Raw genomic sequence first — 14,341 nt, 5'->3', positions numbered from 1 at the left:
GGACACCGGGGTGGAAACCACCCAGTCAAAGACCTTGAGAGCGGACGGGTGTATATAACCTCGCAAAACCACGGCTACTCCATTGACCCTGTCACCCTGAAAAATGACCTGAAAGTCAGTCACCTTAACCTGAATGACGGTACTGTGGAGGGGCTTCGCCACCGTGAACTGCCCGTATTCTCTATCCAGTATCACTCTGAGGCCTCACCCGGCCCGATGGATTCCACTTATCTGTTTAAACAGTTTGTGGAAATGATAAAGCAAACCAAAAAGTAAATAACTAAACCCAGAACTGGATTATTTGAGAAAGCAAAAAGGAATATGCGAAGTGATGAATAAACCCAAGAAAGTTCTTATTATCGGCTCCGGCCCCATTATCATCGGACAGGCAGCCGAATTTGATTACGCCGGTACCCAGGCCTGCAAAGCCATGCGTGAAGAAGGGGTGGAATCCATACTGGTAAACTCCAACCCGGCTACTATTATGACTGACGAAAATGTTGCGGACAGGGTATATATTGAACCCTTGACCGTTGAATCTATAACCAAAATCATTGAAAAAGAACGGCCGGACGGTTTGCTGCCTACTCTGGGCGGACAAACCGGACTTAATCTGGCGGTAGATCTGGCAGACGCAGGCGTGCTTGCCAAGTACAACGTGCGTTCACTGGGTACACCCATAAATACCATCCGCACCGCCGAAGACCGCGAACTTTTTAAAGAATTGCTGACTAAAATAGGCGAACCTGTTCCTCCTTCGGAAACTGTGACTACAGCCGAAGACGCACTCCGTGTTGCCCATATGATAGGCCTGCCGGTGGTAATACGCCCGGCCTATACCCTTGGCGGCACCGGCGGCGGGTTCGCCCATAACTGGGATGAAGTTGAGGAAGTGGCTCAAACAGGCTTGAATGCCTCACCCATCCACCAGATACTGGTGGAAAAGTCAGTTGCCGGCTGGAAAGAAATTGAATACGAAGTAATGCGTGACGGGGCAGACAACTGCATAACTATCTGCAATATGGAAAACTTTGACCCGATGGGGGTGCATACCGGAGACAGCATTGTAGTTGTGCCCGTCCAGACCCTTACCAACAAAGAGTCCCAGATGCTCCGCACCGCTTCCATCAAGATAATACGGGCATTGGGTATTGAAGGCGGCTGTAACGTACAGCTTTCTCTAAACCCGAATGGCAACGAATATTATGTAATTGAGGTTAATCCCAGAGTATCCCGTTCATCAGCCCTAGCCAGCAAGGCCACCGGTTACCCCATTGCCCGGGTGGCTTCCAAGATAGCCATTGGCAAACGGCTGGATGAGATACCAAACGCCGTTACCGGCAAAACTCTGGCCTGTTTTGAGCCTGCAGTAGACTATATTGTAGCTAAAATCCCCCGCTTCCCCTTTGACAAATTTGCACTTGGAGATCGGGGCTTAGGCACGCAGATGAAAGCCACCGGGGAGGTCATGGCCATTGACCGCAGTTTTGAAGCGGCTATCCACAAATCCATCCGCTCTCTAGAGTTCGGCAAGAAAACCGTACTCTGGGAAGACCGTAGCTGGATAATGGGAGATGACCTTTCCACCTATCCCCTTCATGCCCATGATACCCGCTTGTGGACAATACTGGCCGCTCTCCGCCGCGGGCATACACCCGAAGCTATCCATGAAAAAACAATGGTAGATAACTGGTTTTTATACAAACTGAAAAATATTACCGACATGGAAAAACGCCTGCTTAAGGAAAATCTGACCCCCCTGCTTATGCTTGAAGCCAAACAAATGGGTTTTTCAGATGAAGAAATAGCCACCCTGTCAGGCAAACTGGCCGAACAGGTCAGGCAGACAAGGCTGGAATGGAATATAAAACCGGTATTCAAAATGGTGGACACCTGTGCCGCCGAATTTGATGCCGCCACTCCATATTTCTACTCCACCTATGACGATGAAAATGAAGCTATCCCCCAGAATGTTAAAAAAGCAGTGGTTATAGGTTCGGGCCCTATCCGTATAGGACAGGGAATAGAGTTTGACTACTGCTCGGTGCATGCCGCTTGGGCTTTAGAAAAGGCCGGTTTGCAGAGCATTATGATAAACTCCAACCCCGAAACGGTCTCAACAGATTTTGATACCTCAAACCGTCTGTATTTTGAAGCTCTGGACGAAGAAAGTGTTCGGGATATTCTGGAAAATGAAAACATATCCGCACCCGAATCCACTCCCAGCATTGTCCAGTTCGGCGGGCAGACGGCTATAAACTTGGCTGCTCCCCTTACCCGAAGCAGCAATCCCATCATCGGTTCATCAGCCGAGGCTATAGATCTGGCCGAAGACCGCCGCCGTTTTGAACGCCTGCTATCCGAGATGGGCATTCCTCAAGCACCGGGGGCCGGCATAACCAGTCTGGACGAGGCTCTCAGCATAGCCGACAGTATTGGCTACCCGGTGGTAGTCCGCCCAAGTTACGTACTAGGTGGACGGGCTATGGAAATAGTCAGTGATGCATCCGACCTTGTACGCTACATGAGCGCCGCCATAGAGCTGAATACCGGACACCCCATACTGATAGATAAATATCTGGTGGGCAAGGAAGTGGAAGTAGACGCCATTGCAGACGGGGAAACCGTGTTTATCCCCGGCGTTATGGAGCATATTGAACGGGCAGGCGTCCATAGCGGAGACTCCATGGCAGTTTACCCCACCCAAAACCTGAATGAACATGATTTGGCGACCATTACAGACTATACTATTCGCATCGGCAAAGCCCTGAACGTACGCGGGCTTATGAATATCCAGTTTGTAGTCTCCAAAGACCCCGAAGGGGGAGATAATATAGTATATGTACTGGAGGTAAATCCCAGAGGCTCACGCACTGTCCCTTTCCTCTCAAAAGTAACTGGTGTACCCATGGTGGACATAGCTGTAAACGTTATGCTGGGTAAAACTATAAACGAACAGGGCTATCAAAACGGCATTATGCCCAATACGGATTTGGTAGCCATAAAAGCCCCTGTCTTCTCCATGGCAAAGCTGGTGGGGGTGGATACCTACCTTGGGCCGGAAATGAAATCCACCGGTGAAGTAATGGGAGTAGACCACACCTTCAATAAAGCTCTGGTAAAAACCTTGCAGGCGGCATCTATAATGCTGCCCGAAACAGGCACTCTCCTATTCAGCATAGCTGACCGTGACAAGGCCGAAGCCCTGCCCCTTATCCGTACCCTGCATGGGCTGGGATATAATTTCTATGCTACCGAAGGCACTGCCGCCATGATAACCGCCGCCGGTATAACAGTTAAGCAGATAAGCAAGAAACTGGACGAGGGTCACCCCAATATTGTGGATATTATCCGTAACGGCACAGTCTGCGGAGTGATAAATACCATGACCGGTGGCAGAGTACCCCTGCGGGACGGTTTTTATATCCGCCGGGCAGCCGCCGAACGCAAAGTGCCTTGCTTTACCTCTATGGATACCGCCAAAGCCGCTGTGGAAGCCCTGGCAAACGGCAACCGCCAGATAACAGTCTTGCCCTTAAATGAATACCGCCAGGGCAAAAGCGGCAGTTAGGAAAATATAGTGACAAATACCCAGTTAAACCAGCTTTCAGCCGGTGTAATTGAAAATGAAGAGGTCATGCCCGGCATCTGCCTGATGTGGCTTGAAGCACCCGAAATAGCCGCCGTTGCCAGCCCGGGGCAGTTTGTAATGCTATCCTGCGGCGGTGAAAACCTGCTCAGGCGGCCTATTTCCATCTACCAGTGCCTCAGGGAAACAGGGCTTATCGCCCTGATGTATGCAGTGGTAGGCAGCGGCACAAACTGGCTCAGCAAACTCCAAACCGGAGACAGCCTTTCGGTACTGGGGCCTTTGGGCAACGGGTTCAGGATAAGCGAACAAAGCCGACACCTGCTTCTGCTGGGAGGAGGACTGGGTATAGCCCCTCTCCGTTTTCTGGCAGACGAAGCCTTGAAGCAGGGCAAACAGGTCAGCCTGATACAGGGGGCCAAAACCGAGCTTCAGGTTTGCCCCGCCCACCTGCTTCCGGAAGAAGCCAGTTGCCATATTACCACTGAAAACGGGGCTATGGGCAGAAAAGGACTTATCACCCGCCATCTGGCGGAGTTTCTGGCGGATGCAGACCAGATAATAGCCTGCGGACCTATGCCCATGCTGAAAGCCCTTTCCAAGGAAAGCGGACTTACCCAAAAAGACGTGCAGGTTTCACTGGAAGTACGTATGGCCTGCGGTCTGGGTATCTGCTACGGCTGTGCTGTAAAAACCACCAAAGGTATGAAAACTGTCTGTCACGACGGGCCGGTATTTGATATACAGGATATCTATTGGGACGAAGTCAAGATATAAAACTGCTCTTCCAGTAAATGTACAACCGAAAAGGGGCTTTAAAGCCCCTTTTATCATTTCACATATATTTTAAACTTTTAATTAGCCCTTGTGCTGGATAAGCGAAAGAAACTCTGCTCTGGCAGCGGGTGACTTATGGAAACTACCGCGAAGTGCCGAGGTTATCACCCGGCTGCCGGGCTTTTTGATGCCCCGCATCACCATGCACATGTGTTCGGCCTCTATCACTACGGCCACTCCGTCACATTTAAGCCCGTCCATAATAGCGTCCGCAATCTGGGTGGCCATGCGTTCCTGTATCTGGGGGCGTTTGGCATAAATTTCAACCACTCTGGCAAGCTTGCTTATTCCTACTACCCGCCCGTCAATGTTGGGGATATAACCTATATGGACTACCCCCGAAAAGGGCAGAAGGTGATGCTCGCACATAGAGTAAAAAGGTATATCTTTTATAATAACCATCTCGCGGTGGCCAAGTTCGTATCCAACCCGCAAAACTTCTGCCGGGTCTTGGTTCATACCTGAAAACAGCTCAGTATACATCTGGGCTACCCGTCTGGGAGTTTCTTTGAGCCCCTCCCTATCCGGGTCTTCGCCAATAGCTACCAGAATATTTTGTACCGACTGTTTTATTGCCTGTTCATCAAACATTTTACCAATTCTCCAGAATTATTGAGCCGACAGCCTACCAGCCCAGTACTTTTTCCACTGCCCCAAGGCTGGCTTCGGTTTCGGAAAAACCTCCCGCCCCTTTTATAGCAATATCACTGTCCTTCAGGCCGTTTCCGGTAACTACACAGACTATCTGGCTTGCGGAAAAATCCTGACCGCCCTTTATCCGTTTTATCAGCCCGGCCAAGGGTGCGGCGGAAGCAGGTTCGCCAAAAATACCGGCAGAAGCCATTTTATGATAAGCGGCCATTATTTCAGCATCTGAAACCATATCTATCAGCCCGACTGATTCATCTCTGGCTTCTTCGGCCTTTTTCCAAGAAGCAGGGTTGCCGATGCGGATAGCAGTGGCCAGTGTTTCAGGCTCGGCAATGGCGTGACCGCGTACAATGGGAGCAGCCCCTTCAGCCTGAAAGCCCATCATTTTGGGAAGTGAAGCTGCTTTGCCCAACTGGTGGTATTCTTTAAAACCCTTCCAGTAGGCAGTAATATTGCCGGCGTTGCCCACCGGTATAAAGAGATAGTCAGGTGCTTTGCCCAAAGCGTCTACAATCTCAAAAGCGGCGGTTTTCTGGCCTTCTATACGGTATGGATTAACCGAGTTAACCAGAGCCACCTTGTGCTTTTCAGTAAGTTTGAAGACTATCTGCAGGGCTTGGTCAAAGTTGCCTTTTATCTGGATGATTTTTGCCCCATAAACAATAGCCTGAGCCAGTTTGCCAAGGGCTATTTTGCCGGACGGTATGATTATTATAGACTCAAGACCGCTTGCGGCCGCATATGCGGTAGCCGAAGCACTGGTATTGCCGGTGGAAGCACACACAACCGCTTTAAACCCATCTTCAATAGCCTTGGCAACCGCCATTACCATACCCCTGTCTTTGAAAGAACCAGTAGGATTGCAGCCCTCCAGCTTGAAATACAGCTCACCTACCCCCAGTTCTTTTTCCAGTTTTGGGCAACGTACCAACGGGGTATCGCCCTCACCCAGAGTAAGTGACGGGGTTTTATCTGTAACCGGCAGATATTTCCGGTAATGTTCAATGACACCCTGTTTCATATATTCTCCTAAATACCCACCCGAACAAAATTATTGATTTCCTTAACCTTATCCAGTCCGCCCAACTTCACCAGCGCCTGCTGAACAAAAGCTTCTTTGGCGGGATGAGTCATGATAACTATCTCGGCAGTCAGGTTTTTCTCGTCTGTTTCTTTCTGGATTACAGACGAAATACTGATACTATGGTCACCCAGTACCTTGGCGATAAGAGCCAGCACACCCGGCGAATCAGTAACAGTCATCCGCAGGTAGTAACGGGTGAGAATATCACTCATGGGTTTTATGCCAAGCGGTTTGTCCATATTCCAGCGCATGCGGTTGCCCACCCCAAGGTGGATATCCTGAGCGGCGGCCAATACATCGGCCACTACTGCACTGGAAGTGGCCAAAGCCCCCGCCCCCTGCCCCTGAAAGAGAACCGGCCCAACCAAATCTCCCTCTACCAGAACAGCATTGAAAACCCCGTCCACCTTTGCCAGCCAATCATCTTTGGGTAAAAACACAGGGTGAACTCTGGCTTCTATCTGCCCGTTGCCGGGTTTGGTAATAGCCAGCAATTTTATGTTAAACCCAAGTTCGTCTGCATAGCAGAAATCACGGCTGGTCAGGCGGGAAATGCCTTCGCGGTAAATATCTTCCGGCTTTACCACGCACTGGAAGTTTATGGAAGCCATAATGGCCAGTTTATACACGGCATCTGTGCCCTCTATGTCATTAGAGGGATTAGCTTCGGCATAACCCAGAGATTGGGCTTGTTTAAGAGCAGTTGCAAAGTCCAGCCCTTCTTTGGCCATACGGGTCAGAATATAGTTGGTGGTCCCGTTGATAATGGCGTAAATACCCTTTATATGGTTAGCCGCCAGATCATACTGGAAAGGTGAAATAAGGGGTATGCCACCGCCCACGCTGGCTTCACAGCGAAGACCAACGTTATTGTCTTTGGCCAGTTTGACCAGTTCCGGGGCATGCTTGGCTATAACCTCTTTATTAGAGGTAACTACGCACTTGCCCATTTTCAGTCCGCGGGATAGCAGGTTGAAGGCCGGGTATTCCCCGCCGATAGCCTCTACCACTATATCCAGACCGGGGGTATTAAAAAAGTCATCTTCATCAGTAGTCAGCACGCCTTCCGGCAAAGACTTTGCCAAAGGGCGGGTCATATCCTGAGGGAGAACCTTAACTTTTTTCAGTTTCAGGGGAAATCCCAGCTGGGCAGAAAGGAACTCTTCCCTTTCGCAAAGCACTTTGGACACCTGTCCGGCTACTACTCCCAGACCGATAACTCCTACCCCTATATACTTTTTTTCCATTGGAATTGTCCCCTATCCTATTTGTCTAGCTGGGTTATAGCAAAGGTAATAAGTTCGTCACTAAAAGTATTGGTCAGCTTGTCCAGATTGGCAGCCTTCAGGTCGGCAGTCCATTGGTCCAGTTTGTCACTTATAAGAAGTTTCCGGTCATCTTCGCTGAGCTGGCGGTTTTCATCAATACTTTTTAACCTTACTATCCAGCAACCGCCGCGAGTATAATTGGTATCGTCCTGAATGGGGTCAAGAACGGTATTCAGCTCTACATCAGTGGCAAAGATAATATCAGCCACGTTCTCAGGTACGCTTGAGAAGGTTATCCAGTCCATATCGCCCTGGTTTTCCTCTACATTGGCCAGTTGTGAAAACTCAACCGCCAAATCCCCCCAGCTTTCACCGGCTGCCAATCGGGCTTTTACCTCAAGTGCCACCTGTTCCGAGGGCAACAGCATACCCAGAGTGTGAATCTGCTCGGAATCAGTCTTGCGTTCCAGCACTTCTATCAGCCAGTAAGCCCTCTGTTTGCTTACGTCAGCATCCTGTACCAGAGCATAGTCATACCCTTCGGTTGAGAAAATATACTTTTCCAATATCTCTGAACCGTAAAGGGAAGTTATGGTACCGGCAGGTTTGAAACCTATACTGCCGCTGTCAGTTTTGGTATTTGATTCCAGAGACAGTTCGACAGCTTTAGCGGCAAATTCTTCATCAGTGGTTATACCGGCCAGTACATCACTGGCGGCGTTTTCACTCTCAAGGAGCATAGCCAGAGCCTCACGCTGTTCAGCGGTCTGGGGCACCTGAGGATCAAAATATTCGGTCTTCAGTTTATCAGTCAGCAAGCTTGCCCGTACAATATCCCGTACGGCGGGCACATCTGTCAGGCTGTTTTCCTCTATAGCGGCATCTATTTCGTCATCAGATATGGTGTAACCCATTTCAGATGCTTTTTCTACCATAAGCTGGTTTAGCTGGATTCGCTCAGATACTGCATCTATAAAATAATAGGCATACTGGGAATCACCGCCAGTAAAATGCCTGAGGGCGTCTACGAAATAAGCAACGTTGTATTTGGTATCTCCAACGGTAAGTACAGTAGTATGCATGGGTTTGTACTGATCTACATACCAGCCCTTGTATACACCGATACCCACCAGAGCCAAAACAATGCCTATCACCGAAAGCCCGGTGGCAAAGATTATCCTCTGGCGTTTCCTTTGGGCTTCAAATTTTGCTACCTGATGTTTGCTGTAATGGCGTTTTACGGGTTGCTGCGGTTTTTTAGTCAATTTTGTCTATCCCCCTAATATTATCCTGGTACTTAAAACAACCCCCATTCCAGAAAGGGCAGTTTGTTGTCCATAAATCCCTTCTCCGCAAATGTCTTAACCTCTTTGCGGAAAGAAAGTCACATAATTATAGATTCTACCAATATATAACGCAACGCATCAGTTTTGGTTAAACTTGATTTAACCGCCCCGAATATATTAAGATAAGTTCTCATTGCAATATACACTTATCCATCTGTTATCCTTTTCCTGTACCCTATCCCTCTTAGCTTATAGAATTTGCTTAGAAGAGAACAAGAACCGATGAAAGCTATTATTCTGGTCGGTGGACAGGGCACAAGGCTTCGGCCACTGAGCATAAACACGCCTAAATCCATGGTCCCGGTACTTAATGTACCTTTCCTCAGCCATGTTCTGCGTCACCTGTCTTCTTACGGCATCAAAGATATTATCCTTACCCAAGGGCATCTGGCTGCCCCCATTGAACAGTATTTCGGCAACGGGCAGAGCCTTGGAGTTAATTTGGTTTATTCGGTTGAACATGAGGCTCTGGGCACAGCCGGAGCAATAAAAAATGCCGAGCGGTTTTTGGATGATACTTTTTTCACTCTGAACGGGGATATTTTTACCCATCTGGATTTAGACGCTATGCTGCAATCACACCGAGACAGAAAAGCACTGGTCAGCATAGCCCTGACACCGGTAGATGACCCTACCAAATACGGTTTGGTGGAAACAACACCTGACGGAAGGGTAAGCCGCTTTTTGGAAAAACCGTCACCCTCCCAGATAACAACCAATATGATAAATGCCGGTACATATTTAATTGAACCCGAAGTACTCAAATATATACCTGAGGGTGAGAACCACAGCTTTGAAAGACAACTTTTCACCCGCCTGCTGAATGAGTGCCAGGCGGTTTATGCCTATCCTTCCAGTGCATACTGGATAGACATTGGCAGCCCCGAAAAATACTCCCAGCTAAACAGGGATTTACTCTGCGGCGAGGGCGGAGATTTTGGTTTCAGCCGAGGTAATGAAATAATCATTGGCCGCGGTTGCCAGCTTCACCCCACAGCCCAAATCAGCGGGCCGGTACTGGTGGGAGAAAATTGTGTTATAGGCGCAAATGCCCGTATCACAGGGCCAGTAGTTATCGGCGCGGAATGCCGGATTGAAGATGAGGCTACCCTTACCGAATCTGTTATCTGGCGGAATGTGACCATAGGAACCGAATGTAAAGTTGTTTCGTCCATCATTGCCAATCATTGCCACCTGAAAGCCGGCGGCAAATATGAAAACGTGGTGTTGGGAGACAATGTGACCGCCGAATGCGGTTGCGCGCCGGAACCCGGCAGCAAAGTCTGCCCGGGTATCCTTATGATCTAATCAGAGACAAGAGGAGGAAAAGACATGAGTACCGAAGAAAAGAAGTTTGACACGCAAAATCTGCCTACCAAGACCTATTTCTGGCCACTTAAAAGATACCAGGATCTATACAACAGCTCGCTATCTGACCCTGAGGCTTTCTGGGCAAAACACTCAGATGTGCTTTCATGGGAAAAGCCATGGGAAAGAGTACTGGACTGGAATCCGCCTTATGCCCGCTGGTTTGTAGGCGGCAAGCTGAATATGTCTTACCAATGCGTAGACCGCCATGCCAAAAGCTGGCGTAAAAGCAAGGTAGCTATCTACTGGGAGGGTGAAAACGGGGATACCCAAACTATCAGCTATTCGGACCTTTACGAAAACGTAAACCGCTATGCCTCTGTACTGAAAAAGCTGGGCATAGGCAAGGGAGACAAAGTAACCGTCTACCTGCCCATGATACCTGAAATGGTCTATATCCTGCTGGCCTGCAACCGGGTTGGGGCCGTCCACAACGTAATATTTTCAGGTTTTTCTTCCCAGTCTATTGCAGACAGGGTGAATGACTCCGGTTCAAAAATGATTGTAACCGCCAGCGGCGGCCACCGCCGCGGTAAAATACTGCCGCTCAAGGAAATAGTAGATGAGGCAGTCAAATCCACCCCTACTATTGAACATGTACTGGTTATTAAATATACCGGCCATGAAGTGGTTATGGACCCCACCAAAGATGTGTGGGCACATGATTTGCTTAAAGATGCCGATAAATATGTAGCTCCTGAAGCCATGGAATCTACCGACCCGCTCTTTATCCTGTACACTTCAGGTACTACCGGCAAACCAAAGGGCATTCTGCATGGTACGGGCGGTTACGGTGTCTGGGCATGCAATACCTTAAAATGGGCTTTCAAACCCACTGATGAATCAGTCTTCTGGTGCACAGCAGACGTAGGCTGGATTACCGGGCACACTTACGTAGTATATGCCCCGCTGGCTCTGGGTCTGACTCAGGTTATCTACGAAGGTGCACCGGACTATCCTTCGGTTGACCGCTGGTGGGAGATTATTGATAAATACGGGGTAAGCATATTCTATACCTCACCTACCGCCATACGCATGTTTATGCGCCACGGCGAGGAACTGCCTGCCAAACATGACCTTAGCACCCTTGAGATGCTGGGAAGCGTAGGCGAACCCATCAACCCTGAGGCATGGGAATGGTACTACAAGAATATAGGCCATGAGAACTGCCCTATTTCTGATACCTGGTGGCAGACCGAAACAGGCGGTTTTATGATTACCCCCTGTCCGGGTATCCAGTCCTTCCCGTTAAAACCGGGCTCGGCCACTTTGCCTCTGCCGGGTGTTGATCCTGTAGTGGTAGATGCTGAAGGTAAAATACTGCCGGCTAATGAGACCGGTTTTATTGCTATCCGCAAACCATGGCCGGGCATAATGCTGGGCATATATAACGGAGATGAACTTTACAAAAAGACCTACTGGAGCCGTTTCCCCGGCTGGTATTGTCCGGGTGACTTCTCCATGAAAGATTCAGACGGCTATCTCTGGCTTTTGGGACGGGCTGACGAAGTTATCAAAGTAGCCGGACACCGCATAAGCACCGCCGAACTGGAGCATGCACTGGTAGGCCACAGTTCAGTTGCCGAAGCGGCAGTAGCTTCACGCCCTGACGAAGTAAAGGGCGAGGCCATTGTGGTTTTCGTCACCCTGAAGAAAAACGTGGAAGCCTCTGCAGAGGTAAAAAGAGAACTCACCCACCATCTCCGCTCGGCTATCGGCACTATTGCCACTCCGGAGGAGATTATCTTCGTAGAGAAACTGCCCAAAACCCGTTCGGGCAAGATTATGCGCCGCCTGCTGAAGGCTGTTGCCAACGAAGTACCTATCGGTGATACCACCACCCTTGACGATGAAACTTCGGTCAATGAAGCCAGAGCGGCTTTCGACGAACTGCTGGCGGCACGCAAACACCACAAACACTAGCTCAGGTTTTAAAGGTTATGCGGCGGGTACAGTTTCGGCTGTACCCGCTCTCTTTTGTAAAATTTTTGACTATAAGATAATATTTTAACTGTCATCAAAGAAATAAAGGTTTAGGCCAATGCTTGAAAGATTAGAAAACTGCGAAAAACGCTTCATAGAAATTGAAGAGGAAATAAGCAAACCGGAAGTCATAAACGATGCCCGGCTGGTGCGTACACTTGCCCAAGAGCGGGCTGATCTGCAGGATAAAGTGGAAATGTACCGCCGTTACAAGACAATGGCCAAAGAGCTTGAGGAAGCCAAAAACCTGCTTGAGAGTGAAAAGGACGAAGACATGCGGGGAATGGTTCGCGGAGAGATTGAAAACCTCGAAAAATCCCTGACAGACCTTTACGAACAGATGACCTTTGAACTTCTGCCTAAAGACCCCAACGATGACAAGAGTATTATTATGGAGATACGGGCAGGCACAGGCGGTGACGAGGCAGGTTTGTTTGCCTCTGACCTTTACAAAATGTATATCCGCTATGCCCTGCTCAAAAACTGGAAGACTGAAGTCATTGATATAAACGGTAACGTAGCCGGCATTATAAAAGAAGTAGTTTTTGAGGTAAATGGCAAAGGGGCTTTCAGCCGCCTGAAATACGAACGGGGTGTCCACCGGGTACAGCGCGTCCCCCAGACAGAAGCATCCGGCCGTATCCATACTTCTACCGCCACCGTAGCCGTGCTCCCTCAGGTAGAGGAAGTAGACATAGATATAAATATGGATGAAGTACGGGTGGATATTTTCCACTCCAGCGGTGCCGGCGGACAGAACGTTCAAAAAGTGGCTACCGCTATCCGCCTTACCCATATGCCCACAGGTCTGGTAGTCTGCTGTCAGGACGAACGCTCCCAGTTAAAAAACAAGAATAAAGCCTTTGCCGTACTTCGGGCCAGACTGATGGAACTGGAACAAAGCAAGGTTGATGAGGAACGGACCGAGAGCCGCCGTGCCCAAGTGGGACAGGCAGACCGCAGTGAAAAGATACGCACTTACAACTTCCCGCAGGACCGTCTGACTGACCACCGTATAGGCCTTACCGCCCATAACCTGCCCCACATACTGGAAGGCTATCTGGACGAAATTATTGACACCTTAGCCACCCATGAGCAAACTGAACTCCTCAAAGGCGAGGACTAATGAAATACCGGGAGGCGTGGCAAAAAGCCGCCGGTCTCCTTCAGGATAACGGGCTTGAGGAAGCCCGCCTTGAATCTGAAATACTCCTGCGGCATACTTTGGGTATCAGCCGGGTACAGCTCCATCTGGAACTTGAACGGGAACTTAAGCCCGAAAAAGAAACTGCTTATTTTGAAACACTCCAACGCCGCCTTGAGGGTGAACCAAGTGCTTATATAACTGGCGAAAAAGAGTTCTACGGCCGCACTTTTCTGGTAGACAAACGGGTGCTTATACCCAGACCGGAAACCGAACACCTTATAGAAAAAGCCCTCCAGATTGCCCGGCATTACGAGTGCCCATATATTGCAGACATCGGCACAGGCAGCGGAGTTATTGCCATCACTCTGGCACTGGAACTCAAAGATGCTTACGTATATGCCGCAGACATCTCTGAAGATGCACTGGAAGTAGCCCGCCAAAACGCCGAAGAATACCGCCTGGAAAAACGGCTAAGCTTTTATCAGGGAGACCTGCTCTCCAGCCTGCCCGAAATGGTAGACATACTGGCGGCAAATCTACCCTATGTACCCAAAGCCGAAGCCGTATTGCTTAATGGCGAACCTCGGCTGGCACTGGACGGAGGAAAAGACGGGCTGGATTTATACCGCCGCTTAATCCCCATTCTTCCCGCCAGACTTCGTCCCGGCGGCACTGCCCTGCTGGAAATAGGCATACACCAGTCAGAATTACTCGCAAAGTATATAAAAGACACCCTTCCCCAAGCGTCATTAGAAATAATCTCTGACTATGCAGGCATACCTAGAATAGTTGCCCTTACCCTGCCCATCTGAAAAAACATTTTGCCGTTTGCCGTATAACCGCCAAATAAGAAAGGGGGGCTTTCGCCCCCCTATAATACCTTGAAATACAGCAGGTTTAAGTCTTTTCCGCCTCCAGTTGGGCTTGCCTGTCGGCAACCAATTTCTGGGTAATATGGGCCGGAACCTGCTGGTAATGGGCAAACTCCATCTTGAAATGCCCGCGCCCCTGGGTGATAGACTTCAGGTCTATGGCGTAGTGTTGCACCTCACCCAGCGGAGCCTGGGC

General features: G+C 49.4%; 11 protein-coding genes and 1 pseudogene. 7 read left to right on the top strand and 5 right to left on the bottom strand.

Annotation, left to right across the window (positions count from 1 at the left end; translation table 11 throughout):
• The 3 genes and pseudogenes from WC259_RS05480 to WC259_RS05470 form a co-directional block, all read left to right on the top strand.
• Positions 1–276, top strand: a pseudogene (locus tag WC259_RS05480) (carbamoyl phosphate synthase small subunit); the annotation flags it as partial.
• Between the two features lie 55 nt (positions 277–331).
• Entirely contained in the window at positions 332–3,571 is a 3,240-nt protein-coding gene (gene carB / locus WC259_RS05475) for a carbamoyl-phosphate synthase large subunit (protein WP_012984403.1), read from the top strand.
• 9 nt (positions 3,572–3,580) lie between these two features.
• Positions 3,581–4,366, top strand: a complete 786-nt coding sequence (locus tag WC259_RS05470; protein ID WP_011309566.1) for a dihydroorotate dehydrogenase electron transfer subunit — start codon at positions 3,581–3,583, stop codon at positions 4,364–4,366.
• 81 nt (positions 4,367–4,447) lie between these two features.
• On the opposite strand, the gene folE is transcribed toward WC259_RS05470, so the two are convergent.
• Genes folE through WC259_RS05450 form a run of 4 tightly spaced genes read right to left on the bottom strand, consistent with a single transcriptional unit; the run spans position 4,448 to position 8,694 of the window.
• Positions 4,448–5,017, bottom strand: a complete 570-nt coding sequence (folE, locus tag WC259_RS05465) for a GTP cyclohydrolase I FolE (RefSeq protein WP_011309567.1) — start codon at positions 5,015–5,017, stop codon at positions 4,448–4,450.
• A 34-nt stretch (positions 5,018–5,051) separates the two neighbouring features.
• Positions 5,052–6,098, bottom strand: a complete 1,047-nt coding sequence (thrC, locus tag WC259_RS05460; protein WP_011309568.1) for a threonine synthase — start codon at positions 6,096–6,098, stop codon at positions 5,052–5,054.
• An 8-nt stretch (positions 6,099–6,106) separates the two neighbouring features.
• A complete protein-coding gene (locus tag WC259_RS05455) occupies positions 6,107–7,408 on the bottom strand; it encodes a homoserine dehydrogenase (protein WP_011309569.1) in 1,302 nt (433 codons plus the stop codon).
• 17 nt (positions 7,409–7,425) lie between these two features.
• Positions 7,426–8,694 carry a peptidylprolyl isomerase gene (locus WC259_RS05450; RefSeq protein ID WP_372643502.1) on the bottom strand — a complete coding sequence of 423 codons (1,269 nt, stop codon included), beginning with the start codon at positions 8,692–8,694 and terminating at the stop codon, positions 7,426–7,428.
• Between the two features lie 303 nt (positions 8,695–8,997).
• Between WC259_RS05450 and WC259_RS05445 the strand changes: the two genes are divergently transcribed.
• The 4 genes from WC259_RS05445 to prmC all read left to right on the top strand — a co-directional run bounded on the left by WC259_RS05445 (position 8,998) and on the right by prmC (position 14,085).
• Entirely contained in the window at positions 8,998–10,083 is a 1,086-nt protein-coding gene (locus tag WC259_RS05445; protein ID WP_015407140.1) for an NDP-sugar synthase, read from the top strand.
• Between the two features lie 24 nt (positions 10,084–10,107).
• Complete coding sequence (gene acs, locus WC259_RS05440; RefSeq protein ID WP_011309572.1) at positions 10,108–12,066, top strand: acetate--CoA ligase; 1,959 nt, start codon at positions 10,108–10,110, stop codon at positions 12,064–12,066.
• Positions 12,067–12,184: 118 nt separating this feature from the next.
• On the top strand, positions 12,185–13,252 hold the full coding sequence (gene prfA / locus WC259_RS05435) for a peptide chain release factor 1 (protein WP_011309573.1): 1,068 nt from the start codon (positions 12,185–12,187) through the stop codon (positions 13,250–13,252).
• On the top strand, positions 13,252–14,085 hold the full coding sequence (gene prmC / locus WC259_RS05430) for a peptide chain release factor N(5)-glutamine methyltransferase (RefSeq protein WP_015407142.1): 834 nt from the start codon (positions 13,252–13,254) through the stop codon (positions 14,083–14,085). Before prfA ends, prmC begins: the two co-directional genes overlap by 1 nt.
• Positions 14,086–14,170: 85 nt before the next feature.
• On the opposite strand, the gene WC259_RS05425 is transcribed toward prmC, so the two are convergent.
• Positions 14,171–14,341, bottom strand: a 171-nt coding sequence (locus WC259_RS05425; RefSeq protein WP_372643506.1) for a hypothetical protein, incomplete at its 5' end; no start/stop codon positions are given.

This window comes from Dehalococcoides sp., from assembly GCF_041654235.1.
GTDB lineage: Bacteria > Chloroflexota > Dehalococcoidia > Dehalococcoidales > Dehalococcoidaceae > Dehalococcoides > Dehalococcoides mccartyi_B.
This window is presented reverse-complemented; position numbering and strand designations above follow the sequence as displayed.